Consider the following 24,734-nt stretch of genomic DNA (forward strand, 5'->3'; position numbering starts at 1 on the left):
TCAGCACACCCAGGACGCATCCCGCTCGGTCTGCAACGCGTACCGCTCTATCGCCTCTTGGCAAACCTGCCTGTCCAGACTCCCCTGCTCCACCAACGCCGTCAGCGCCGCCAGCACAATGTGATACCGGTCCACTTCAAAGAAATCGCGCAACGCCGCCCGGGTATCGCTGCGACCAAAACCATCCGTTCCCAGCACGGTATACGCCGAATCCACGTATGACCCAATCATCTGCGGCACCGCCCGCACATAGTCAGAGACCGCCACCACCGGCGCGCCCTTGGGCAAGCACTCCGCCAGGTGACTGCGCCGCGCCGGCTGTTGCGGGTGCAGGCGATTCCAACGTTCCACCTCCCGGGCCTCCCGCGCCAGTTCGCTGAAGCTGGTGACACTGAACACCTCACTCGCCACCTGCCAATCATCCGCCAGCAATTGCGCAGCCGCCTGGGCTTCGCGCACCAGCGTGCCGGAGCCCAGTAAGCGCACCTTGCCGTCGGGCTGCCCACTCAGCCGGTACAGGCCTTTGATGATCGCCGCTTCGACACCTTCCGGCAGGCTGGGCTGCGGGTAGTTTTCGTTCATCAGGGTGACGTAGTAGAACTCGTCTACATCGTGTACCAGCATCTGGCGCATGCCGTGGTCGAGGATCACCGCAAACTCGCCGGCAAACGCCGGGTCGTAGGCACGGCAATTGGGCACCGTGGCAGCCATCAAGTGGCTGCTGCCGTCCTGGTGCTGCAAGCCTTCGCCACCGAGGGTGGTGCGCCCGGCCGTCGCGCCCAGCAAAAAGCCCCTGGCACGCTGGTCGGCAGCCGCCCAGATCAGGTCGCCCACGCGCTGGAAACCGAACATCGAGTAATAGATGTAGAACGGCAGCATCCGCAGGCCATGCACCGAGTAACTGGTGGCCGCCGCGACCCAGGAACTGATGGCGCTGGCTTCGCTGATGCCTTCTTCCAGGATCTGCCCGTCGGTAGCCTCGCGGTAGCTGAGGATCGAGCCGATGTCTTCCGGCTCGTAACGCTGGCCGACACTGGAATAGATGCCGATCTGCTTGAACAGGTTGGCCATGCCGAAGGTGCGCGCTTCATCCGCGACGATGGGCACGATGCGCGGGCCAAGCGCCTTGTCTTTGAGCAGGTTGGTGAGCATGCGTACAAAGGCCATGGTGGTGGACATTTCCTTGCCGTCAGCCTGAGTGGCAAACGCGGCGTAGCCCGACACGGGCGGCACGCTCACGGCAGGCGCCTGCTGGCCACGGCTTGGCACATACCCGCCGAGGTCGGCGCGGCGTTTGTGCAGGTAGCGCATTTCGAGGCTGTCTGGCGCCGGTTTGTAGAAGCTCAGGGACTCGGTCTGCTCATCCGACAGCGGCAATTGGAAGCGATTGCGGAAGGCGATCAAGGCCTCGCGGTCGAGTTTCTTCTGCTGGTGGGTGGTCATCTTGCCCTGCCCGGCCTCGCCCATGCCGAAGCCCTTTTTGGTCTGGGCCAGGATCACCGTCGGCTTGCCGCTGACCCGGCGTGCGGCGTGATAGGCGGCGTGGATCTTGACCATGTCGTGCCCGCCACGCTTGAGCCGGTCGATCTGCTCGTCGCTCATGCCCTCGACCAGTTTGGACAACGCCTCGCTTTGGCCGAAGAAATGTTCGCGGTTATAGGCGCCGTCCTTGGCGGCGAAGGTCTGGAACTGCCCGTCCACGGTCTGCGACAAGGTGCGTACCAGTTCGCCGTCGGTATCCTTGGCCAGCAAGGCGTCCCAGTCCGAACCCCAGACCAGCTTGATCACGTTCCAGCCGGCGCCGGTGAACAAGGCTTCCAGTTCGTCGATAATTCGCCCGTTGCCACGCACCGGGCCGTCGAGCCGTTGCAGGTTACAGTTGACCACCCAGGTCAGGTTATCCAGGCCTTCACGGGCGGCCAGGGTCAGGGCCGACATGCTTTCCGGCTCGTCCATCTCGCCGTCACCGAACACGCCCCATACGTGGCGGTCGGTGGTGTTTTGCAGGCCGCGATGCTGCAGGTAGCGCATGAACCGCGCCTGGAAAATCGAGCTAATGGGGCCAATGCCCATGGAGCCGGTGGGAAACTGCCAGAAGTCTGGCATCAACCACGGATGGGGGTAGCTGGACAGGCCACGCGCGCCCGCCTTGCCGGCACCGATTTCCTGGCGATAGTGGGCCAGGTCGGCCTCGCTCAGGCGGCCTTCAAGGAAGGCTCGGGCATAGATACCGGGGGCCGAGTGCGGTTGGTAGAACACCAGGTCGCCACCCAAGCTGTCATTACGGGCACGAAAGAAGTGGTTGAAGCCCACTTCAAACAAATCCGCCGCGCTGGCGTAGCTGGCAATATGGCCGCCCAACTCCCCATACGCCTGGTTGGCGCGTACCACCATCGCCAGGGCGTTCCAGCGCACCACCGAGGCCAGCCGCTCTTCGGTGGCCAGGTCGCCGGGGAACGGCGGTTGCTGGGCCACGGTGATGCTATTGATGTAGGGCGTTCCGTGGCTGGGTTTCCAGGCAATGTGCGGTGCGCCCCCAGCATCGGCCAGCATGTCGAGGATCTCCCGCGCCCGCGCCGGCCCGGCGTTGGCCACCAGCGAGGCCAGGGCATCGCGCCATTCGGCCAGTTCTTCCTGGTCGATCGCTGTCTGACTCACTGCACTCGCGAAACCGTTCATGGGCACCTCCGGGCTTTTTTTCCAGTTTATGTCGGCACCAAGGGATTTTTTGACTGTTGTACGCCGCACCGACAATCCTTTTGAGCACAAATCACTGCCAATCGACAAATTAGGAGCACGTTGTGCTTCAACTCCCGGAAAGCCTGCAATTGTGTTTAAAATGCCGCCCGCTCAATGACCGACGTTGCCCGATGAACCCTGACGCACTCGCCACCCTGCACGCCCATCTGCTGACCGCCCTGCAAACCGCCCCCGCTGAAACCCGGCGCCTGTTTCATGGGCGCGGCCGCTGCTGGCCGGGCCTGGAGCAACTGACGGTGGACTGGCTGCAAGGCGTGGTGCTGGTCTCGCTGTTCAAGGAGCCCGAGGCCGCGGAACTTGAAGCCTTGAAGCAGATGCTGGCGCAGATCGACTGGCTGTCATACGGCGCCCATACCGTGGCGCTGCAACACCGTTACCTGCCGCAAAGCACCACCGAATGGCTGTTGGGCGAGGCTGTCGACGAACTGACCATCACCGAAGGCGGCCTGCGCTACCTCATCGACCTGGGTAAAAAGCAGAACAGCGGGCTGTTCCTCGACATGCGCTACGGCCGCCACTGGGTACGCGAACAGGCCCGAGGCCAGCGGGTACTGAACCTGTTTGCCTACACCTGCGGTTTTTCGGTAGCCGCCATCGACGGCGGCGCCGAGCATGTGGTGAACCTGGACATGGCCCGTGGCGCGTTGAGCCGCGGCCGCGACAATCACCGCCTCAATGGCCATGACCTGAGCAAGGTGACCTTCCTCGGCCACGACCTGTTCAAGTCCTGGGCCAAGGTCATCAACAGCGGCCCGTATGACCTGGTGATCATCGACCCGCCGTCGTTCCAGAAAGGCAGCTTTTTGCTGACCAAGGACTACCAGCGGGTGCTGCGTCGCCTGCCGGATTTGCTTACGGCCCAAGGCACAGTGCTGGCATGCATGAACGACCCGGCATTCGGCGAAGACTTCCTGATCGACGGCGTAACCCGCGAGGCGCCTGGCCTGCACTTTGAGCAGCGGCTGGAAAACCCGCCGGAATTTCCCGACATCGATCCGCAAAGCGGTTTGAAGGCACTGGTGTTTCGCCAAGGCTGATGCCGAAACGTCCTACGCTTGCTACGCTTAACCTACGCCGGGTGGTGAACCTTATCCCACCCTTCCCGGTCGATACCTGCACACTTTGGCCAGATTCGACGGTGTTACCCCGTCGGCTGCCCTGTTTCACCTTTTTGGAGAGCGCCCCTGTGATATCGACCCTGCATGTTGCCCGCCTCAAGGCCTGGGGCGCCCATGGTTTTACCGCCACCGGCGTGGTCCTGGCCTTCCTGGCCACCCTGGCGCTGCTCGACAACCAGCCCAAGGCCTGCCTGTTATGGCTGGGCCTGGCCCTGATTGTCGATGGGGTGGACGGCTCCCTTGCACGACGGGTGAACGTGCAGACGGTGTTGCCAAGCTTTGATGGCTCGGTACTGGACCTGGTGATTGATTACCTGACGTACGTGTTTATACCGGCGCTGTTTATCTATCGCTATATCGCCCTGCCGGACTTCACCCCGCTGTTTACGGTGTCGGTGATTCTGGTGTCGTCGCTGTTCTGCTTCTGCAACGTCAACATGAAGAGCAAGGACAATTATTTCCAGGGCTTCCCGGCCGCCTGGAATGTGGTTGCGCTGTGCGTCTACATCATCCAGCCGGATGCCTGGATCACCTTGCTTACCGTAATCGGCCTGGCGCTGCTCACGGTCACGCCGATGAAGTTCCTGCACCCGTTCCGGGTCAAGCGCTTCATGCCGCTCAATATTGCAGTCACCACCATCTGGTTGCTGTGCAGCCTGCTGCTGGTGATCGACTTCCCGTATACCAATCACCTGACCATGGGCCTGTGGTTGCTGATGTCGGCCTACTTCCTGGGGATTTGCATCTGGCGCACCGCACTGGAGTGGGTCGAAACCCATAAATAGCCAGGCGGCACGGTTGAAATATGGGAGCTGGCTTGTTGTAGTGAGCGGGCTTGCCCCGCGCCGGGCTGCGAAGCTGCCCCCTCACCACAGCAACCCCGCCCCCACATTTGGATCGCCTCGCCCCAAGGTTATGGTTAAGATACCGGCCTTTCGCGCAGCCCATTCTGCGCTTTGCCGACTAAGTATTGCCCATGCCCTTCGAACTCAGCGTTGACCTCACCACCCTGGCGATCCTCGCCGTCGTTGCCTTTATCGCCGGTTTCATCGACGCCATCGCCGGCGGTGGCGGCCTGCTCACCACGCCCGCCCTGCTGACCGCCGGCATGCCGCCCCACCTGGTGCTGGGCACCAACAAACTCAGCTCCACCTTCGGCTCGGCCACCGCCAGCTTTACCTTCTACCGCCGCAAGCTGTTCCACCCGCGCCAATGGGTGCATGCCATCGTCGGCACCCTGGTCGGGGCACTCACCGGGGCGGTCGTGGCCCATTACCTGCCTGCTGAAACCCTGAACAAGATGCTCCCGGTGATTGTCTTCGGCTGCGGGCTGTACCTGCTGTTCGGCGGTACACCCAAGGCAGCGTTGGACAACGACGCGCCGATCAAGCAGAAATGGCAGTCTACCCAAGGCTTTGGCCTGGGATTTTACGACGGCGTGGCCGGCCCGGGCACCGGCGCGTTCTGGACCGTGAGCACCATGCTGCTACACCCCATCGACCTGGTAAAAGCCAGTGGCGTGGCGCGCAGCATGAACTTCGTCAGCAACGCGGCGGCGCTGACGGTGTTCATTTTCAATGGTTCGGTCGACTGGATTGTCGGCCTGAGCATGGGTGTGTCGGTGATGTGCGGCGCGTTCTTCGGCGCCCGCAGCGCAATCAGCGGCGGCGCCAAGTTCATTCGCCCGGTGTTTATCACCGTGGTGCTCGGCCTGACAGTGCGCCTAGCCTGGCAGCACTGGTTCAGCGTGGCCTAGGCGACGGGCCAGGTAGAGGTCGATCAGGTAGCGCGCAATCGAGCGCGATGCCGGCAACGGCGGCAGCGCATGGATGTTGAACCACTGCGCGTCTTCGATCTCGTCGGCCTGGGGCACGATATCGCCACCGGCATACTCGGCGTGGAAACCCAGCATCATCGAATGCGGGAACGGCCAGCACTGGCTGCCCATGTACTGGATGTTCTTGACCTCCACCTGCACTTCTTCACGCACCTCGCGGATCAGGCAGTCTTCGGCCGACTCACCCGGCTCGGCAAACCCGGCCAGGGTGCTGTAGACACCTGTGACAAAGCGCGGCGAACGCGCCAGCAGGATCTCGTCGCCACGGGTCACCAGCACGATCATGCTCGGCGAGATACGCGGGTAGCTGCGCAGGTCACAGGCCTGGCAGAACATCGCCCGCTCCCGTGGCACCTGCACCATTGCCTGGCCGCAACTGCCGCAAAAGCGGTGTTCGCGGGCCCAGGTGCCGATTTGGGCGGCATAGCCAAGGACTTTGTACAAAGTGTGGTCACCTTGCAGCATGAACGCCCGCAGGCCCTGCCAGCCGCAGCCCGGCACATCGGCGGGGCTATTGAGTTCCAGCAGGTACACCGGCTCGCCATCCAGGTGGCCGATGCCATGCTCGGCAAACACCGACAGGTCCTGGCGCTTGAGCCATTCCCGGGGAAACAGCGGGCCGTTCTGGTCGTGTAGAAAGCCTTCGCGGCTGCGGGCCACGGCCCAGCCGCCCGGGGCGTCGTTGTCCAGCAGCGTTGTGGTAATCCAGCCTGGGGTCATGTTCAGTCAATCCACGAATTCGGGTTTCTGCTTGCTCATATGGGCCGCGATGGCCACGCGCAGGTCGTTGGATTGCAACATAGCTGAGTTCCAGGTGGCAACGTATTCCAAGCCATCATTGATCGAGTGGTCACGCATATAGCTGATCATTGCCTTGGTGCCGGTGACCGCGATCGGTGATTTGGCGGCAATTTCCCGGGCAATTTCCATCACACCGGCCAGCAGGCTTTCGTGGTCGCTGTATACGCGATTCACCAGGCCGATGCTGCGCGCCTCTTCGGCGCCGAACTGGCGGCCGGTGTAGGCCAGCTCGCGCAGCATGCCGTCGCCGACGATGCGCGGCAGGCGTTGCAAGGTGCCGACGTCGGCGGCCATGCCGATGTCGATTTCCTTGATGGAGAATTGTGCGTCTTGTGCGGCGTAGCGCATGTCACAGGCGCTGATCAGGTCGATGGCGCCGCCGATGCAATAGCCGTGGATAGCGGCGAGTACCGGCTTGCGGCAGTTGTCCACCGCATTGAACGAGGCTTGCAGTTCGAGGATCTTGCGCCGCAGCAGGCGCGCGTTGCGGCCGACGTCCTTGCCGAATTCGTTGGCCACCGAGGCCAGCATCATCAGGTCGATGCCGGAGGAGAAATGTTTGCCGGCGCCGCTGATGACCACGGCGCGTACGGCGTCGGTGTCTTCGACCCATTGGAAGATGTCGATGATCTCGGTCCAGAACGCCGCGTTCATGGCGTTGATCTTTTCCGGGCGGTTGAGCTGCACATGGGCGACGTTGCCGCTGAGTTCGACGACAAAGGCTTGGTATTCGGACATGGCAGTGATCCTTGACTGGCGGCTGGGATAAAGGCCGAACTATAACAAGGCGATGCGTGAGGGGGTAAGGCTGTGCAAACGCCAAAAGCGGGACTGAAGCACGATGAAGGTCAAATGTGGGAGCTGGCTTGCCTGCGATGGCGTTGTATCAGTTAGCAAAGATGCAAGCTGACCCACCGCTATCGCAGGCAAGCCAGCTCCCACAATGGTTTTGTGGTGTTCTTCAGCTCGGCAGCCAGAGGCGGAAGCGTGCGCCACCCAATGGCGAAGCCTGGGCCGTCAACGTTCCGCCTTGCGCCTCCAGCGCCCGCCGGCTGATGGCCAGCCCGAGGCCGAAGCCGCCGGTGGCACGGTCACGGCTGCGATCCAGCCGGTAGAACGGCTCGAAAATCCGTTCCCGCTGATCAACCGGAATGCCAATGCCGTCATCGTCCACCCAAATCTCACACCCCTTGGGACACACCTTCACCCCCACCTGAATACGGCGGTCGCAATAACGCATGGCGTTGCGCAGCAGGTTTTGCAATGCGCGGGCGGTCAGGCGCGGGTCGAGGGTGAAACGCTCCACGGCGCAGTCGAGCACCACATCCATCACGATATCGGGGTTTTCCAGTTCATCATCGACGCTGCCCAGGATGCTGTCGATAAACTCATCCAGTACCACCTCCACCCGCTCCGGGGTTTGCGCCGGGTTCTGCAAACGGCTGTAGGACAGCAATTCCAGCACCAGCTCATCCAGCTCGCGAATGTGCGCCACCAGGCCCTGCAGGCGCTCGCGGCTGGCTGGCGGCAGCTCATCGGACAGCGCCAGGGCCAGGCCGAAGTCCAGCCGCGTCAACGGCGTGCGCAGTTCATGGGAGACCGCATTGAGCAGGTCGCGCTGCTGGTTGAGCAGTTGTTCGATGTCGTTGGCCATGGTGTCGAACACCGCCGCCAGGCTGCCGATGTTGGAGCTGGGCGGGATTTTCGTGCGTGCACCCAGATTGCCCTGCCCCAGTTGCGCCGCCGTGCTTTTCAGCCGCTCCAGGTCGCGCCAGTGCGGCCGTAGCCAGAACAGCAGGCACGCCAACAGCGCCGCGCCGATCAGCACGTTCATGCTCCAATACAACAGGTTCATGTCCAGCGGGTCTGGTGGTACCGAGACCTTGACCACCAGTTGATCGTCCAGGGGTGAGCTGACGTCGTCCGCCCAGCCCCACTCGCCCAGGCGAATCACCATCTGGTCCTTTTCCAGCAGGCGTTGTTCTTCAGGGGTATAGCTGGCGTCCTGGATACGCAGCAGTTGCACTTTGAGTGGCGCAAAATCCGCCGCCAGGCGCACGGTGACATTGGCCCACTGCTCGATCGGCACCCGCTGGTATTCCTTGACGATCAGGCTTTGCATGCCTCGGGACTGCTCGATGTTGTAGCTCATGTAGCGATGTTCGAAAAGCTCGATCACCGCCCGCGGCACCAGGTAGATCGCAGCGGCGAAGGTAACGATGGTGATCAGGTACAACCGAATCAGGACGCGAAACATGGCTCAACATTCCCACTCGGAACGGCTGAACAGATAGCCCTTGCCCCACACGGTCTTGATCTTGCGCGCCTCGCCCGCGTGGTCATCGAACTTGCGCCGCAGCTTGGAAATCGCCACGTCCACCGAGCGGTCCGTGCCGTTGAATTCGATACCCCGCAGGCGTTGCAGGATCTGGTCGCGGCTGAGTACTTCGCCGGCATGCCGGGCCAGCACCACCAGCAGGTTGTATTCACCGCTGGAGAGCTCCACCGCCTGGTCGCGCCAGGTCACGGTGCGCTCCGACAGGTCGATGCACAGGTTGCCCATCAGGATCTGGTCGTTGGCCACCTGGGGTTCGGTGAGGCTGCTGCGGCGCAGCAGGGTCCGTACGCGGGCCAGCAATACGCGCGGCTCGCAGGGTTTGGTGACGTAGTCGTCGGCGCCCATTTCCAGGCCCAGCACCTGGTCGTGGCTGTCGTCGCGGGCGGTGAGCATCAGGATCGGCAGCGTGGCTGAATCAGCCCGCAGCAACCGGCAGACTTGCAGGCCGTCGAGTCCCGGCAGCATCAGGTCGAGAATCACCAGGTCCGGTGGGTTGAGCCGCGCGCGCTCACGCACGTGGTCGCCACGGTTGAGCACGCTGACGTGATAGCCATTGCGTTCCAGATAACTGGCGATCAATTCGCAGAGTGCGGCGTCGTCTTCCACCAGAAGAATGTTGGGCATGGTATTTCCAAATAATACAATTTCTGAGTAGTACGCAGCTCCAATGTGGGAGCGGTTTTGTGTGGGAGCTGGCTTGCCTGCGATGGCATCTCCCCGGTTTTACTGAATAAACCGAGGAGTCTGCATCGCAGGCAAGCCAGCTCCCACAAAAGCCCAGCTTTCACACAAACCCCACACATTAGATCTTCGGTGTCAGGAAGATCGTGTAAGGTTCGGCGGCTATGAAGGATATACGCCCGCGAGCCTGCGTGGGCCGCACCTTACATTTCTTCACACACCACCTACAGAGCTTCACAGCACTGTGGCGGGGGCGCCCGTAGGATGCGCCAGTCAATATTGGGATATGAGCATGTCGAAGAATCTGTTTGCGCCGTTTTGCCTGTTGGCCCTGACACTGGCGTTGAGCGCGTGTGGCAAGTCTGCGAGCGACGCCGCCGAGGCGCCGCTGGCCAAGGTGCGGATCGAAACCCTTGAAGCCAAGCCCCTGTCTATCACCAGCGAGCTGAGTGGGCGCATTGCTGCGCCGCGCATCGCTGAAGTGCGTGCCCGGGTTGCCGGCGTGGTGTTGCAACGGGTGTTCAAGGAAGGCCACGACGTAAAACAGGGCGATGTGCTGTTCCGGATCGACCCGGCGCCGTTCAAGGCCGACCTCGACAGCGCCCAGGCCAGCCTGCGCAAGGCCGAGGCCAATGCGTTCCAGGCGCGCCTGCAAGAGCAGCGCTACAGCCAACTGGTGGAAGGCAACGCCATCAGCGGCCAGGAATACGACAATGCCCGCGCCGCCGCCCGGCAAACCGCCGCCGATGTGGCCGCCAACCAGGCTGCCGTGCAGCGCGCCAAATTGAACCTGGGGTATGCCACCGTCACCGCGCCGATTTCCGGGCGCATTGGCCGTGCGCTGGTCACCGAAGGCGCCCTGGTGGGCCAGAACGAAGCCACGCCGATGGCGCTCATCCAGCAACTGGACCCGATCCACGCCGACCTGACCCAATCCACCCGCGAGCTGAATGACCTGCGCCGGGCCTTTCGTGCCGGGCACTTGAAGCAAGTCGGCCAGGACCAGGCCAAGGCCACGCTGATCCAGGACGACGGCAGCCTATACCCGCTGCCGGGCAAGTTGCTGTTTGCCGAAATCAGCGTCGACCCGGGCACCGGGCAGATCATCTTGCGCAGCGAATTCCCCAACCCCGACCTCGACCTGCTTCCCGGCAGCTTTATCCGCGTACGCCTGGAGCAAGCCGTCGACCAGCAAGGCATTAGCGTGCCGCAACGGGCAATCACCCGCGACAGCGCCGGGATCCCGATGGTGTTGCTGCTGGACGCCGAGCAAACCGTGAGCCAGCAACCGGTGGAGTTGGGCTCGGTGGTGAATGACCGCTGGGTCGTCACCAATGGCCTGAAGGCCGGTGACCGTATCGTCGTCGAAGGCCTGCAACACGCCCGTCCTGGCGAAAAAGTCCAGGTTGACGACAGCCCCGCGCCCATCGCCCAGGCATCCGGCCAGTAACAAAGGGATAGTTAACAATGCCGCAGTTCTTTATTGACCGCCCGATCTTCGCCTGGGTGGTCGCCCTGTTTATTTTGCTGGCGGGCGCCCTCGCCATCCCGCAGTTGCCGGTGGCGCAGTACCCCAACGTCGCGCCGCCGAAAGTCGAGATCTATGCGGTGTACCCGGGTGCCTCCGCGCAGACCCTGGACGAGAGCGTGGTCAGCCTTATCGAGCAGGAGCTTAACGGCGCCGATCACCTGCTGTATTTCGAATCCCAAAGCAGCCTTGGTTCGGCCACCATCACCGCGACCTTCCAGCCGGGCACCGACCCGGAGATGGCCCAGGTCGACGTGCAAAACCGCCTTAAGGCGGTGGAGCCGCGCCTGCCGCAAGCAGTGACGCAGCAAGGTTTGCAGGTGGAGAAAGTCTCCGCTGGTTTCCTGCTGCTGGTGACCCTGACCTCCAGCGACGGCAAGCTCGATGACGTGGCGCTCAGCGATTACCTGGCGCGCAACGTGATGAACGAACTCAAGCGCCTGGACGGTGTGGGCAAGGCCCAGCTATATGGTGCCGAGCGTGCAATGCGGATCTGGATCGACCCGCAGAAACTGATCGGTTTCAACCTGACCCCGGCGGACGTCAACGCAGCAATATCGGCGCAGAACGCCGAGGTGTCAGCGGGCAGCATAGGTGATTTGCCGGGCACCAAGACTCAGGAAATCACCGCGTCGATCCTGGTCAAGGGCCAACTCTCAACACCGGCGGAGTTTGCCGACATCGTGCTCAAGGCCAATCCGGACGGCTCCACAGTGCGCGTCGGTGACGTGGCGCGGGTGGAAATCGGCAGCCAGGAATACCAGTTCTCCACCCGCCTGAACGGCAAGCCGTCCACCGCCGTCAGCGTGCAGCTGTCGCCCGGCGCCAACGCCTTGAGCACCGCGACCCTGGTGCGGGCGAAGATGGACGAATTGGCGCGCTACTTCCCGGCCAACGTCGAATACAAGATTCCCTACGACACTTCGCCATTCGTGAAGGTCTCGATCACCAAGGTGGTGTACACCCTGGGCGAGGCGATGTTGCTGGTGTTTGCGGTGATGTTCCTGTTCCTGCAGAACATCCGCTACACGCTGATCCCGACGCTGGTGGTGCCGATCGCGCTGATGGGCACGTTCGCCACCATGCTGTTGCTCGGTTTCTCGATCAACGTGCTGACCATGTTCGGCATGGTGCTGGCCATCGGCATTTTGGTGGACGATGCAATTGTGGTGGTAGAGAACGTCGAGCGGATTATGGTCACCGAGGGTCTGTCGCCCAAGGAGGCCACGCGCAAGGCCATGGGCCAGATTACCGGGGCGATTGTCGGCATCACGCTGGTGCTGGTGGCGGTGTTCCTGCCGATGGCGTTCATGCCGGGCTCGGTGGGTGTGATCTATCAGCAGTTCTCGTTGTCGATGGCCACCTCGATCCTGTTCTCGGCGTTCCTCGCCCTGACCCTGACCCCGGCCCTGTGCGCGACCTTGCTCAAGCCGATTGCCAAGGGCGAGCACCATGAAAAAGGCGGGTTCTTCGGCTGGTTCAACCGGCGCTTCGAGCAGTTCACCGACCGTTATGAAGGCTGGGTGGCGTATGCCCTCAAGCGCAGCGGCCGCTACCTGTTGATCTATCTGGTGCTAGTGGTGGGACTTGGGGTGTTGTTCGCCCGCCTGCCCTCCTCCTTTCTGCCGGTGGAAGACCAGGGTTACACCATCACCGATATCCAGCTGCCGCCGGGTGCCAGCAAGAACCGCACGGTGCAGGTGGCCGAGCAGATCGAGGCGCACAACGCCGGCGAGCCGGGCGTGGGCGATACCACGATGATCATGGGTTTCAGCTTCTCCGGTTCGGGGCAGAACGCCGCGCTGGCGTTTACCACGCTCAAGGATTGGTCGGAGCGCAGCAGCAAGGATTCCGCCGCCGCCATTGCAGACCGCGCCAACGCGGCTTTCAGTGAGCTGAAGGACGCGATTGCCTATGCAATCCTGCCGCCGCCGGTGGATGGCCTGGGCACCTCCAGTGGGTTCGAGTTCCGCCTGCAAGACCGGGGTGGCGTCGGCCATGCGGCCTTGATGCAGGCCCGCACCGAGCTGCTGGCCGCCGCCGAGAAAAGCCCGATCCTGGCCAACGTGCGCGAAAGCGCCCTGGCCGAGGCGCCTCAGGTGCAACTGGAGGTGGACCGCAAGCAAGCCAACGCCCTGGGCATTTCCTTTGCCGATATCGGCAATGTGCTGTCCTCGGCCATCGGCTCGGCCTATATCAACGACTTCCCTAACCAGGGCCGCATGCAGCGGGTGGTGGTGCAGGCCGAGGGCGATCAACGCAGCCAGGTGGCCGACCTGATGAAGATCCATGTGCGCAACAACGCCGGGAAGATGGTGCCGCTGTCGGCCTTCGTCGAGGCGCGCTGGATTCAGGGCCCCGCCCAGTTGACCCGCTACAACGGCTACCCGGCCATCGCGATTTCCGGTGAAGCGGCGCCGGGCCACAGTACCGGCGAGGCGATGGAGGAAATCCAGCGGCTGGTCAGCCAACTGCCCGCCGGCCTGGGCCAGGAATGGACCGGCCTGTCGTTGCAGGAGCGCTTGTCCGGCTCGCAGGCGCCGTTGTTGCTCGGTTTGTCGCTGCTGATCGTGTTCCTGTGCCTGGCGGCGCTGTATGAGAGCTGGTCGATTCCAACCTCGGTGTTGCTGGTGGTGCCGCTCGGCGTGCTGGGCGCGGTATTGGCCGTGAGCTTGCGCGGGATGCCCAACGATGTGTTCTTCAAGGTCGGCCTGATTACGATTATTGGCCTGTCGGCGAAGAACGCGATCCTGATCATCGAGTTCGCCAAGGACCTGTATGACCAGGGTGAAGACCTGGTCGATGCGACGCTCAAGGCGGCACGCCTGCGTCTGCGGCCGATTATCATGACGTCCCTGGCGTTCATCCTCGGCGTGGTGCCGCTGGCGATTGCCACCGGTGCCAGTTCGGCAAGCCAGCAGGCGATCGGCACCGGGGTGATCGGCGGGATGATTACCGCGACACTCGCGGTGGTGTTTGTGCCGGTGTTCTTTGTGGTGGTGATGAAGCTGGTCAAGAAACGCCACAAGGACAGCTGATACCGCAGGGTGGCGAGGGTGCAACGCCCTCGCCACACATCCTGAAACGCAACATCACAGGTTGCGCCGTGTCTTGTAGGACCGGCTTAACTGCGTATTAACCACCCCACTCCTAGCATCCCTCCCACTTTATGGAGGGATGCTCATGTACACAAAACTGCGGTTTGCAATCGGTGCGCCGGCCCTTGCCTTGTTGCTCCTGGGCTGTACCAAGGCGCCCGATGGCGAGCTTGCGCCCTCGCCTGTAAAGGTGGCCGTCGAGACCCTTGAAGCCAAACCCCTTTCGATCAACAGCGAACTGATCGGGCGCATTGCCGCGCCACGGATCGCCGAAGTTCGGGCCCGTGTGCCTGGCGTGGTGTTGCGCCGGGTATTCACCGAAGGCAGCGACGTCACCCAAGGCGACGTGTTGTTCCATATCGACCCGGCGCCGCTGCAGGCCGACCTCGACAGCGCCCGGGCCGGGTTGCAACGTGCCCAGGCCGATGCCTCGCGCACCCGCCTGCAAGAGCAGCGCTTTCGCCAGTTGATCAACGGCAATGCCGTCAGCGCGCAGGAATACGACAACGCGCGCACCGCCGCGCAGCAAGCCAGCGCCGATGTCGCCGCGCACCAGGCCGCGCTGCAACGGGCGCGCCTGAACCTGGCCTATGCCACGGTGACCGCGCCGATCTCCGGGCGTATCGGCCGCGCGCTGGTCAGCGAAGGCGCCCTGGTGGGGCATAACGAAAGCACACCGCTGGCGGTGATTCAGCAACTGAACCCGATCCATGCCGACCTGGCGCAGTCCACCCGTGAACTCAACGACCTGCGCCGGGCTTTTCGTGCTGGGCACTTGCAGCAAGTCGGCCAGGACCAGGTGCACGCCACGCTGATCCAGGACGATGGCAGCGTCTACCCGCTGCCGGGCAAGGTGCTGTTCAGCGAAATCAGTGTCGACCCCGGCACCGGGCAGATCATCCTGCGCAGCGAGTTCCCCAACCCCGACCTCGACCTGCTGCCCGGCAGCTTCGTACGGGTGCACCTGGCACAGGCGATCGACCAACAGGGCATCAGCGTGCCGCAGCGCGCCATCACCCGCGACAGCGCGGGCGTCAGCCTGGTGTTGTTGGTGGACGCTGAGAACGTCGTCAGCCAACAGCCGGTGGAGCTGGGCGCCGTGATCAATGATCGCTGGGTGGTCAGCCGCGGCCTCAAGCACGGCGACCGGATTATCGTCGAAGGCCTGCAACACGCGCGCCCCGGCGACACCGTGCAGATCGATAACCCCGTGTTGCCTGTCGCCCAAGTGTCCGGTCGATAAAAAGGGGATCCACCATGCCGCACTTCTTTATTGATCGACCGATTTTTGCCTGGGTCCTGGCGCTGTTTATTTTACTGGCCGGCGCGTTGGCCATTCCGCAACTGCCGGTGGCGCAACACCCGAACGTGGCCCCGCCGCAAATCGAAATTGTCGCGACGTATCCCGGCGCGTCCGCGCAAACCCTGGATGATACGGTCGTGAGCCTGATCGAGCAGGAACTCAGCGGCGCCGACAACCTGTTGTATTTCCAGTCCCAGAGCAACCTCGGCACCTCGACCATCACCGCCACGTTCCAGCCCGGCACGCATCCTGAGTTGGCGCAAGTCGACGTGCAAAACCGCCTGAAGACCGTGGAGCCGCGCCTGCCTCGCGAAGTGATCGCCCAAGGGCTTCGGATCGAGCGTGTCTCCTCGGGACTGCTGCTGATCATCAGCCTCACCGCCCGCCATGGCACCCTCGACGCCACCGCCCTCAGCGACTACCTGGCGCGCAACGTGGTCAACCAAATCAAGCGCCTGGACGGGGTTGGCCGCGCACGGTTGTTCGGCTCGGAGCGCGCCATGCGCATCTGGATCGACCCGCAGAAGCTACTGGGCTTCAACCTGACGCCTGCCGATGTGAACGCCGCCATCGCCGGGCAAAACGCCCAGGTGTCAGCGGGCAGCATCGGTGACTTGCCGGGGCCCGCGACCCAGGAAATTACCGCCTCGATCCTGGTCAAGGGCCAACTCTCGACGCCTCAGGAATTCGCCAACATCGTGCTCAAGGCCAACCCAGACGGCACCACTGTGCGTATCGGCGATGTGGCGCGGGTGGAAATCGGCAGCCAGGAATATCAGTTCTCCACCCGCTTGAATGGCGAGCCTTCCACCGAGGTCAGCGTGCAGTTGTCACCCGGGGCCAACGCCCTGCGCACTGCGGCGCTGGTGCGCGAGAAGATGGACGAGTTGTCCCGCTACTTTCCCGACGGCGTGCGCTACATGATTCCCTACGACACCTCGCCCTTCGTCCACGCCTCGATCCTCAAGGTGCTGATGACCTTGGGCGAGGCAATGCTGCTGGTGTTTCTGGTGATGTACCTGTTTTTGCAGAACATCCGCTACACCCTGATCCCGGCGCTGGTGGTACCGGTGGCGTTGATGGGTACCTTTGCCACGATGCTGGCGATGGGATTCTCCATCAACGTATTGACCATGTTCGGCATGGTGCTGGCCATCGGCATCCTGGTGGACGATGCGATTGTGGTGGTGGAGAACGTGGAACGGATCATGCTCAGCGAAGGCCTGTCACCGAAGGAGGCGACGCGCAAGGCCATGGGCCAGATCAGCGGCGCGATTATCGGGATCACCCTGGTACTGGTGGCGGTGTTTATCCCGATGGCGTTCATGCCGGGTTCGATCGGCGTGATTTACCAGCAATTTTCCCTGTCGATGGCCATCTCCATCCTGTTTTCTGCGTTTCTCGCCCTGACCCTGACCCCGGCCTTGTGCGCCACCTTGCTCAAGCCCATGGCCCAGGGTGAGCAGCATGCCAGGGCGGGTTTCTTTGGCTGGTTCAACCGACGCTTCGAGCACCTGAGCAACGGTTACCAACACCAGGTGACCCGCGCCCTCAAGCACAGCGGCCGTTACCTGATGGTGTATGGCGTGCTGGTGGTGGCGATGGGGTTGTTGTTCAGCCGCCTGCCCTCCTCCTTTTTGCCGGAGGAAGACCAGGGCTACACCATCACCGACATCCAGCTGCCGCCGGGTGCGAGCAAGCAGCGCACGGTGGAGATCGCCCGGCAGATCGAAGCGCACAATGCCGGCGAACCGGGAGTGGCCGATACCACGGTGATTCTGGGTTTCAGCTTTCCCGGCAGCGGGCAAAACGCGGCGATGGTGTATACCAGCCTGAAGGATTGGTCGCTGCGTTCGGCCCGGGATTCGGCCGCCGCTATCGGCGAGCGCGCCAACCAGGCGTTCGCCCAGTTCAAGGAGGCGGTGGTGTACAGCGTACAACCCTCGCCGGTCGACGGTTTGGGCACTTCCAGCGGTTTTGAGCTGCGCCTGCAAGACCGTGGCGGCCTTGGCTATTCGACGTTGATGGCGGCCCGCGGGCAATTGCTCGACAGCGCCGCACACAGCGCCGTGCTCGCCAACGTCCGGGAAAATGGCCTGGCAGAAGCCCCCCAGGTGCAGCTGGAAATCGATCGCCAACAAGCCAACACACTCGGGGTCGCCTTTACCGACATCAGCACCGTGCTGGCCACCACGATCGGTTCGGCCTATATCAACGACTTCCCCAACCAGGGCCGCATGCAGCGGGTGGTGGTACAAGCCGACGGCGATCAACGCAGCCAGGTGGCCGACCTGTTGAAAATCCATGTGCGCAATGCGGCCGGTAACATGGTGCCGCTGTCGTCCTTCGTAGACGCGCGCTGGGTCCAGGGACCGGTGCAACTGACCCGCTACAACGGCTACCCGGCGATTGCCATTTCCGGTGAAGCGGCGCCCGGCTACAGCACCGGCGAAGCCATGGACGAACTCCAGCGGCTGGTGGGGCAACTGCCGGCCGGCATGGGCATGGAATGGACCGGCCTGTCGTTGCAGGAGCGCTTGTCCGGCTCCCAGGCACCGTTGTTATTGGGCCTGTCCCTGTTGATCGTATTCCTGTGCCTGGCCGCGCTGTACGAGAATTGGTCGATCCCGACCGCGGTATTGCTGGTGGTGCCGCTGGGCGTGCTCGGCGCGGTGCTGGCGGTCACCCTGCGCGGGATGCCCAACGATGTGTTCTTCAAAGTTGGCCTGATTACCATCATTGGCCTGTCGGCAAAGAACGCGATCCTGATCATCGAGTTCGCCAAGCATCTGTACGATCAGGGTGATGATTTGATCGAGGCCACCGTCAAGGCGGCACGCCTGCGCCTGCGGCCGATCATCATGACCTCCCTGGCGTTCATCCTCGGCGTGGTGCCGCTGGCGATTGCCACCGGTGCCAGCTCGGCCAGCCAGCAGGCCATCGGTACCGGGGTGATCGGCGGGATGATTACCGCGACGCTGGCGGTGGTGTTTGTGCCGGTGTTCTTCGTCGTGGTGATGAAGCTGGTGCGCAAGCGTCACAAGTCATAAATGCGCTATGGTGCTTACACATCCCTGATTTGTGAGCGCCATGCCCTTCCTCGCACGCACCCACCCGCGCCTGTCCTCCGCCGCCGTTTTGGGCCTGGCGGTAGGCCTGCTGGCTCCCGCCGACACGCTCATCAGCAAAATCCTCATTGGCTGGAACGCCGGGGTCTGGACCTATCTGGTGCTGATGCTGTGGTTGACCAGCCATTCCCGGGCCGACGATGTAAAACGCATCGCCGAGATCGAGGACGAGAACGCCGGGCTGGTGCTGTTCATGGTGTGCATCGCGGCGATTGCCAGCCTGGCAACCATTACCTTTGAACTGGTGGGCAGCAAGGACCTGAGCAGTTCCGAACGCCTGTTGCACTACGGGTTTACCGGGCTCACGGTGATCGGTTCATGGCTGTTGATCGGGGTGATTTTCAGCGTGCATTACGCGCGCCTGTATTACACCTGGGACGGCCCCGAACCGGCGCTGCGTTTTGCCGAGGATTTGCGCACGCCCAATTACTGGGACTTTCTGTACTTCTCGTTCACCATTGGCGTGGCGGTGCAAACGGCAGACGTCGGGGTTGCCACGCGTACGATGCGCAAGGTAGTACTGGGGCAGTCGTTGATCGGGTTTCTGTTCAATACGGCGATTCTAGGGTTCTCGATCAACATTGCCGCGGGCTTGTTTGGATGAAGCTGCACAAACCTTCTAGACACTAAACCACTGCAGGAGCGAGCTTGTTCGCTCCTGCAGTGTTCCACCCCATAGGTATTTTATGGCCGCCCACAACTGGATCGACCTGGCCCAGGACGCCGACACCGGCATCGAGACCCTGCGCGCACATTTCGAGGGCCATGCCTACGACCCGCACTGGCACGACAGCTACCTGGTGGGCGTCACGGAGCAAGGTGTGCAGCAGTTCAACTGCCGGCGCACCCGCCATAACAGCGTGCCCGGCCAGGTGTTCCTGGTGGAGCCCGGCGAGCTGCACGACGGCGACGCGCCCACGGCGGACGGTTTTACCTACCACATGCTTTACCTCGACCCGCAGTGGTTGGCGCGGGAAGTCAGCGCAGTGTTCGAAGAAGCGCCGCTCGACAGCCAGCTGGGGTTTGCCAGCACCCTGGCCAGCGACCCGCGCCTGGCCCTGGCCACCAGCCGGGCCTTCCAGACCCTGCACGGGGGTGAACTGCGCATCGTGCGGCAACAGGCGATGGACCAACTGCTCGAACGCCTCACTGCGCAACTGCACTGGCGCACCCGCTACCATGAAGACCCACGCCTGCCACGGGTGGCGCACAAGGCCCGGGAATACCTGCATGCACACCTGCAGCAAGACGTGGGCATGGATGAACTGGCGCTGGCCTGCGGCGTCGATCGCTTTCGCCTTACCCGCGCCTTCAAGAGCGCCTTCGGCCTGCCTCCCCATGCCTACCTGGTGCAACTGCGCCTGGCCCGTGCCCGGCATTGGCTGGCCAACGGCAAGCAACCTGCCGACGTGGCGATTGCCCTGGGCTTTGCCGACCAGAGCCACCTGGGGCGCTGGTTCGTGAGGGCGTATGGCCTGACGCCAGCGGCGTATCGCAAGCGCTGCTCAAATCTTCCAGACAGATAACAACACCCTTGTGAAGATTGACTCCATTGATCTGCTTATAGGAGTCGTATCCCGGTGTTCCCTTCCCTGCTGCCTTTTTTGCTGTTCGCCTTCGTAGCCTCCATCACCCCTGGGCCGACAAATATTCTTGTGTTGAGCAACAGTGCGCGTTACGGGCTGAAAGCGGCGCTGCCGATCATCCTCGGTGCTTGTGGCGGTGCGGCGGGGATTGTGCTGCTAGTGGGTTCCGGCGTTGGCCAGTCGCTGGCGCACTTGCCCCGGGTGCAGGCAGCGATGCAATGGCTGGGGGTCGCCTGGCTCAGCTACCTCTCCTGGCAGATCTTCAGCGCCCCCGCCGCGCCAATCGACCCGGCTGCCGTGCAAAAACCCCTGGGCCTGGCCGGCGCCGCCAGCCTGCAACTGGTGAACCCCAAGACCTGGATGATGGCCCTGGCGGTGGTGAGTGTGTTTGCCGGCAATGGCGATGAACGCCAGGGCCATGTGCTGTACCTGTCGCTGGCGTTCTTTGTGATCGCCTTGCCGTGCCTCGGCGCATGGGCATTGCTGGGGGTCGGAAGCAGCCGGGTGTTTCGTTCGCCCAAGGCCATGCAACGGTTCAACCGCTGCATGGCGGTCTTGCTGCTGGTCTCAAGCTGGTTGAGCGTCTGGGTGTAGACACAACCATTCGTCGGCACTGTCAGTTTTCACAGCTATCCGCTATCGGGCCTGCGGGTGTTTGATTTCCCTTGCCTATATGCACAGCCAGTGCTGTGCGTGACTTCCAGCAAGGAGTAGTCAGCATGCCCAACCCACCGATCGACCCCGATGACAATGCCTCAGTCATTGAAGACCCAGGTGTACCTGTTTCCGACAGCCCCCTGGCCCTCCTTGAGCCCGCGCCTGTGCCGGTGATCACAGCTGAAGACCTGGCCCCGCCCTATTCGGCGTTCCCGCCGGTCTCGCTTGACCTGTATCCCGATGAACCTTACGCCTATGGCCTGGGCATTCGGCATGTTCAGCCCTATGCGTATTTCGTCCTGGAAAGATGGCACACCTGGGCCATTTTCGACGCCTTTGAGTTGTACCTCAATAATGATCTTCTGGCCGATGGTCTCGTCCTGGACGACCAGGATCGTTTTGGCCTGTACGTCATCGCCGAACGCGTGCCTGAAGGTGAAGTGCAAGTGCGCGCGCGGGTACTGCGCGCAGGCAGTGGCCAGGAAAGCACCTCGCCGACGCAAAGCATATTGATCAAGACCACCCGTCCTGGCGGGATTGAGAACAATGGTGACGATAAATGGCACAGTAAACTGAGACTGAGGGTCGACGGCTTGCCCGAAAGCAGCACGATCAACATGGACACAATCAGTCGCGGGTTATACGCCGAGATTGAGTCCTATCCGAACAAACGCAAGAACGACACCATTGAGTTCTATTGGGACGGAGTTGAGGTCAGGCACCTGGTCACGGCCGCCGAGGCCGCCGGTATCCAGCCGCTCAGGGTATTTATCAGCAAGGAAAATATTCTCAAGGGCGGCCTCAGCGGCGTACTCACCCTGCGTTTCAGGGTGTTCGATGTGGTTCAGAATTACTCAGGGGAAAAATACCAGTACTCCAAGCCGTATGGGCTGATCGCCGAACTGGACCCCAGCTTGATGAGTGCGCCGTTTTTCCTGGTGGATGACGCGGAAAGCCGGCAGATCGACTACGACACGCAAAGTAATTCACTGTTTGAAATCCTGTTGCAGACCCCACGGGTGACACCGACCCCGCTGCCCGCAAACCAGGTCACGATTACCCTGACGGCCACACTGGCGGACGGCACGATCGAAGAACTGGTGCTTGATCCTGTCGACGTCAGGAACGGTCGGGAAGAGATCTTCCCGGTGGACCGCGATTTGATCGAGCGCGTCATCGGCGGCTCGTTCAGGGCTTCATTCGTCTGGCACACAGCCACTGGTGGACATCTGGGTCAGTCTGGCAGTGTCACCGTGACGGTGGTGGGTACACCGACCTCGATGCCGGCAGTGACCGTGACCCCGAGCGAGCTGGGCCTGATCAACCCGGACGATGATGCGTTTATCAGCATCCCGTCGTACCAGCCGCACGCCTACGATTCAATGGAAACCCTGATCCTCGAGCAGATTGTTCCAGGGGGCGGTGGAATGCGCTATTCCGACCCGCAACTGGCCGGGGACCAAGGTGGCACGCGCCGGGTAACCAGCGAGGTGCTGCAACGTTTCGAGGGATTAGGTGACGTCGCGGTGTACTACCTGGTCGATGACGGTGCGGATGCCCAGTTGCATGCCTACGGTGCGCTGATTGAACGCAAATCCCGGGTGCTGACAGTACGCGTCGACAAACGCCTCGAAACCATGCCGGCCCCCACCCTGCAGGGCGCGATTGACGGCAACGTTGACCCGGTTGATGTAGTGGGCGACAGCGTGCTGCTGACGCTACCCTATACGGCAACCAATAGCCGCGACCATATCCAATGGAACATTGTGGGCACGGGCGGTTCCGCCAGCGGTTCGGTGACGATCAACGGTGCGACACAGGGCCAGCCACTGGTACTGCAGGTGAGCCGTGCGGTGCTGGATAACAACTTCGATGGCCAACTGCGCATCACCTACAGCCTGCAACGCGAAACCCCCCTGCCCAAACTCACCTTGCGCTCGTTTACGACCCTCCTGACCGTGGGCCGTGGCGTGGAACTGGATGCGCCTGAAGTCGTGGAAGCCGAGCGGTACCCTGACCGGCTTGACCCGCTGGCGGCTCAATCGGGTGCAACGGTGCTGGTGAAATACCGGCGCATGCGCGAAAGCGAATCGTTTTCGGTGAAATGGGTGACGGCCGATCTGCTGGGCAGCACCGTCGAAACGGGTTGGGGCAACCCCGACACCAATGAAGTGGGGGTACCGATAGAGGCCCGTACCATTGCCAAGGGTATTCGCAACGAGCGTAACCGCATCAGTGTGCAATACACTTTTACCCGCAGCGGGTTTCTCCATGAGTCGGATATTCTGAATCTGGACCTGCTGCCGTTGAGTGGGTTACCCACACCAACCATCGACGGGGTCGGCAACAGCGTGATCCTGCCGACGAACGAGCTAATTGCTCAAGCCCGCACCCGTGTGACTGTCTGGCCTTTGGCCAATGAATGGCAGAACATGTGGCTGGATTACACGAGTACCAACGCCGACGGCAGCCCGTTCTACCTGGAAACTTTAATCGCCGCCCCTGTAGGAGAAAGCGCCACCCAGGGTGTCTCGCAACCAATACCGCTGGCGGAGCTGCAAGGCCTCAGGAATGGGTCGCACCTGACCATTCGCTTCTGGGTCAGCCTGGCCGAAAGCACTGATAAAAACACCGCAGTATTGTTTGGTGTGCGCGAGCATATTATCCAGTCGATTCCCGCCACGTTGCCGCGCCCGGCCTTTGCCAATCTGCAAGGCGCGACCTTGACCATCGACCCACAGGACTGGCAGAACAACGCCTATGTGGCGGTGGCCTATAACGAAATGACCGCGGCCCACAGTATCGCCCTCGAGTGGATTTACCCGGACGGCACCATGGCGACCATCCCGGCGCAGAACGGTAACACCAGTAAGCGCGTCGACTTTCAGATCAGCCGTGACATTCTCGCCAACAGCGTGGGCAAATTGATCGAGCTCCGTTATATGGCGACGATAGGGACGACTACTGTCCCGTCAGAGATACAGGCGCTGACCGTCAACCGTGTTCCGTCGTCGGCGCTGCCTCGGCCGCTGATCAATGGCGTCCCTACAGGCGGTGAGTTGAACCTCAATAACTTCAGCACCAATGCCACCTTGAGTGTTGCGCCTTACCCTTTGGCCGCAACGGGCCAGAAAGTCTGGGTGCAACTGACCAGGGCGGGCAGCGCGCCGTTGAATGTGCTGACAAACTACAGCCTGCTGGCGGGAGAAGTATCGACCGGCTTGGTGAACAAGGCGGTACTGCGTACATGGCTGGACGGGCTGCCTAACAACAGCACCATCACCGTAACGTGCAAGGTAACGTTTGATGGCAGCAGCGTTGAATCCACGGCCATTACGTTCCCCACTGCAACTTATACGGTAATTACTTCGCTGAGGATTGATCAGAGTCAAATGGCCCTGAACGGTTATGCCGTCAAGATCAACTGGCCGAGAACAGGGCAGGAATTCCCAGGCAATACACAAACCCGTGTAGCAAGTGGTGGGGTCTCAGGTTATACCTATGCCTCCAGTAATCCGACGGTTGCTTCAGTCAATGCAACGACCGGTTTGGTTATTGGAAACCGTAATGGCTCCGCGGTCATTACAGCGACGGACAGAAACGGGACGTCAAGACAGTACGCCGTCGCCGTGTCAAATGTTTATGAAATGCTCGTCAATGAAACAGCACAAACCAGACAAGCTCAAGTAAATTGGATGAACTCACTAAGAGGCATACCCTTTAGCGTTTTCAGGATAAATCTGGTGTATAACCCTCCAGCTCGTAGGACCAGCTATGGGATGTGCTACTTTAATGGCCCTGCTTGGTACAACTATATTGGTGCGGGCACTGGACCGTTGTTTCATTATGGCGTTCAAGGAGAACACATCACGCCGGCATGGTGTCTCAGGCTGCTTTAG

The 24,734-nt window shown here is 62.0% G+C and carries 16 protein-coding genes; 11 read left to right on the forward strand and 5 right to left on the reverse strand.

Translation table 11 applies throughout. From position 1 onward, the window contains the following. The gene (gene mdeB, locus ACZRN6_RS09420) at positions 1-2,679 is read right to left on the reverse strand and encodes an alpha-ketoglutarate dehydrogenase (RefSeq protein WP_464007796.1); all 2,679 of its coding nucleotides are present in this window, start codon (positions 2,677-2,679) and stop codon (positions 1-3) included. Between the two features lie 191 nt (positions 2,680-2,870). Between mdeB and ACZRN6_RS09425 the strand changes: the two genes are divergently transcribed. The 3 genes from ACZRN6_RS09425 to ACZRN6_RS09435 all read left to right on the forward strand — a co-directional run bounded on the left by ACZRN6_RS09425 (position 2,871) and on the right by ACZRN6_RS09435 (position 5,634). Beyond that, the gene (locus tag ACZRN6_RS09425) at positions 2,871-3,797 is read left to right on the forward strand and encodes a class I SAM-dependent methyltransferase (protein ID WP_464007842.1); all 927 of its coding nucleotides are present in this window, start codon (positions 2,871-2,873) and stop codon (positions 3,795-3,797) included. Positions 3,798-3,946: 149 nt separating this feature from the next. Next, positions 3,947-4,663 (forward strand): phosphatidylcholine synthase, encoded by a 717-nt coding sequence (pcsA, locus tag ACZRN6_RS09430; RefSeq protein WP_322145545.1) that lies wholly within the window; start codon positions 3,947-3,949, stop codon positions 4,661-4,663. Between the two features lie 191 nt (positions 4,664-4,854). Next, positions 4,855-5,634: a TSUP family transporter gene (locus ACZRN6_RS09435; protein ID WP_464007797.1), complete on the forward strand. Its 780-nt coding sequence runs from the start codon at positions 4,855-4,857 to the stop codon at positions 5,632-5,634. Here ACZRN6_RS09435 and nudC read toward each other — a convergent pair. From nudC to ACZRN6_RS09455, 4 genes are all read right to left on the reverse strand, one after another. Beyond that, complete coding sequence (gene nudC, locus ACZRN6_RS09440) at positions 5,602-6,435, reverse strand: NAD(+) diphosphatase (protein ID WP_464007798.1); 834 nt, start codon at positions 6,433-6,435, stop codon at positions 5,602-5,604. The genes ACZRN6_RS09435 and nudC overlap by 33 nt on opposite strands. Before the next feature lie 6 nt (positions 6,436-6,441). Beyond that, positions 6,442-7,254 (reverse strand): crotonase/enoyl-CoA hydratase family protein, encoded by an 813-nt coding sequence (locus ACZRN6_RS09445; RefSeq protein ID WP_322145548.1) that lies wholly within the window; start codon positions 7,252-7,254, stop codon positions 6,442-6,444. A gap of 223 nt (positions 7,255-7,477) precedes the next feature. Next, on the reverse strand, positions 7,478-8,773 hold the full coding sequence (locus ACZRN6_RS09450) for an ATP-binding protein (RefSeq protein ID WP_322145549.1): 1,296 nt from the start codon (positions 8,771-8,773) through the stop codon (positions 7,478-7,480). A gap of 3 nt (positions 8,774-8,776) precedes the next feature. Further along, a complete protein-coding gene (locus ACZRN6_RS09455) occupies positions 8,777-9,478 on the reverse strand; it encodes a response regulator transcription factor (protein ID WP_323570975.1) in 702 nt (233 codons plus the stop codon). Between the two features lie 349 nt (positions 9,479-9,827). Here ACZRN6_RS09455 and ACZRN6_RS09460 point away from each other — a divergent pair, with 349 nt between their 5' ends. From ACZRN6_RS09460 to ACZRN6_RS09495, 8 genes are all read left to right on the forward strand, one after another. Then, positions 9,828-10,985: an efflux RND transporter periplasmic adaptor subunit gene (locus tag ACZRN6_RS09460; RefSeq protein WP_464007799.1), complete on the forward strand. Its 1,158-nt coding sequence runs from the start codon at positions 9,828-9,830 to the stop codon at positions 10,983-10,985. A 17-nt stretch (positions 10,986-11,002) separates the two neighbouring features. After that, the gene (locus ACZRN6_RS09465; RefSeq protein ID WP_464007800.1) at positions 11,003-14,101 is read left to right on the forward strand and encodes an efflux RND transporter permease subunit; all 3,099 of its coding nucleotides are present in this window, start codon (positions 11,003-11,005) and stop codon (positions 14,099-14,101) included. Positions 14,102-14,246: 145 nt separating this feature from the next. Further along, positions 14,247-15,404: an efflux RND transporter periplasmic adaptor subunit gene (locus tag ACZRN6_RS09470; RefSeq protein ID WP_464007801.1), complete on the forward strand. Its 1,158-nt coding sequence runs from the start codon at positions 14,247-14,249 to the stop codon at positions 15,402-15,404. A gap of 14 nt (positions 15,405-15,418) precedes the next feature. Continuing rightward, positions 15,419-18,514, forward strand: coding sequence for a multidrug efflux RND transporter permease subunit (locus tag ACZRN6_RS09475; RefSeq protein ID WP_464007802.1), 3,096 nt, complete (start codon positions 15,419-15,421; stop codon positions 18,512-18,514). A gap of 40 nt (positions 18,515-18,554) precedes the next feature. Beyond that, positions 18,555-19,196 (forward strand): DUF1345 domain-containing protein, encoded by a 642-nt coding sequence (locus tag ACZRN6_RS09480; RefSeq protein WP_464007803.1) that lies wholly within the window; start codon positions 18,555-18,557, stop codon positions 19,194-19,196. 82 nt (positions 19,197-19,278) lie between these two features. After that, on the forward strand, positions 19,279-20,118 hold the full coding sequence (locus ACZRN6_RS09485) for an AraC family transcriptional regulator (RefSeq protein WP_464007804.1): 840 nt from the start codon (positions 19,279-19,281) through the stop codon (positions 20,116-20,118). Between the two features lie 54 nt (positions 20,119-20,172). Further along, positions 20,173-20,772 carry a LysE family translocator gene (locus ACZRN6_RS09490; protein ID WP_464007805.1) on the forward strand — a complete coding sequence of 200 codons (600 nt, stop codon included), beginning with the start codon at positions 20,173-20,175 and terminating at the stop codon, positions 20,770-20,772. A gap of 125 nt (positions 20,773-20,897) precedes the next feature. Beyond that, a complete protein-coding gene (locus ACZRN6_RS09495) occupies positions 20,898-24,734 on the forward strand; it encodes an Ig-like domain-containing protein (protein WP_464007806.1) in 3,837 nt (1,278 codons plus the stop codon).

Source organism: Pseudomonas sp. A125, from assembly GCF_055409485.1.

Excerpts from the sequence above, each read along its gene's own strand:
- mdeB (WP_464007796.1), bottom strand. The coding sequence starts at position 2,679 with ATGAACGGTTTCGCGAGTGCAGTGAGTCAGACAGCGATCGACCAGGAA.
- ACZRN6_RS09425 (WP_464007842.1), top strand. The coding sequence starts at position 2,871 with ATGAACCCTGACGCACTCGCCACCCTGCACGCCCATCTGCTGACCGCC.
- ACZRN6_RS09435 (WP_464007797.1), top strand. The coding sequence starts at position 4,855 with ATGCCCTTCGAACTCAGCGTTGACCTCACCACCCTGGCGATCCTCGCC.
- nudC (WP_464007798.1), bottom strand. The coding sequence starts at position 6,435 with ATGACCCCAGGCTGGATTACCACAACGCTGCTGGACAACGACGCCCCG.
- ACZRN6_RS09445 (WP_322145548.1), bottom strand. The coding sequence starts at position 7,254 with ATGTCCGAATACCAAGCCTTTGTCGTCGAACTCAGCGGCAACGTCGCC.
- ACZRN6_RS09450 (WP_322145549.1), bottom strand. The coding sequence starts at position 8,773 with ATGTTTCGCGTCCTGATTCGGTTGTACCTGATCACCATCGTTACCTTC.
- ACZRN6_RS09455 (WP_323570975.1), bottom strand. The coding sequence starts at position 9,478 with ATGCCCAACATTCTTCTGGTGGAAGACGACGCCGCACTCTGCGAATTG.
- ACZRN6_RS09460 (WP_464007799.1), top strand. The coding sequence starts at position 9,828 with ATGTCGAAGAATCTGTTTGCGCCGTTTTGCCTGTTGGCCCTGACACTG.
- ACZRN6_RS09465 (WP_464007800.1), top strand. The coding sequence starts at position 11,003 with ATGCCGCAGTTCTTTATTGACCGCCCGATCTTCGCCTGGGTGGTCGCC.
- ACZRN6_RS09470 (WP_464007801.1), top strand. The coding sequence starts at position 14,247 with ATGTACACAAAACTGCGGTTTGCAATCGGTGCGCCGGCCCTTGCCTTG.
- ACZRN6_RS09475 (WP_464007802.1), top strand. The coding sequence starts at position 15,419 with ATGCCGCACTTCTTTATTGATCGACCGATTTTTGCCTGGGTCCTGGCG.
- ACZRN6_RS09480 (WP_464007803.1), top strand. The coding sequence starts at position 18,555 with ATGCCCTTCCTCGCACGCACCCACCCGCGCCTGTCCTCCGCCGCCGTT.
- ACZRN6_RS09485 (WP_464007804.1), top strand. The coding sequence starts at position 19,279 with ATGGCCGCCCACAACTGGATCGACCTGGCCCAGGACGCCGACACCGGC.
- ACZRN6_RS09495 (WP_464007806.1), top strand. The coding sequence starts at position 20,898 with ATGCCCAACCCACCGATCGACCCCGATGACAATGCCTCAGTCATTGAA.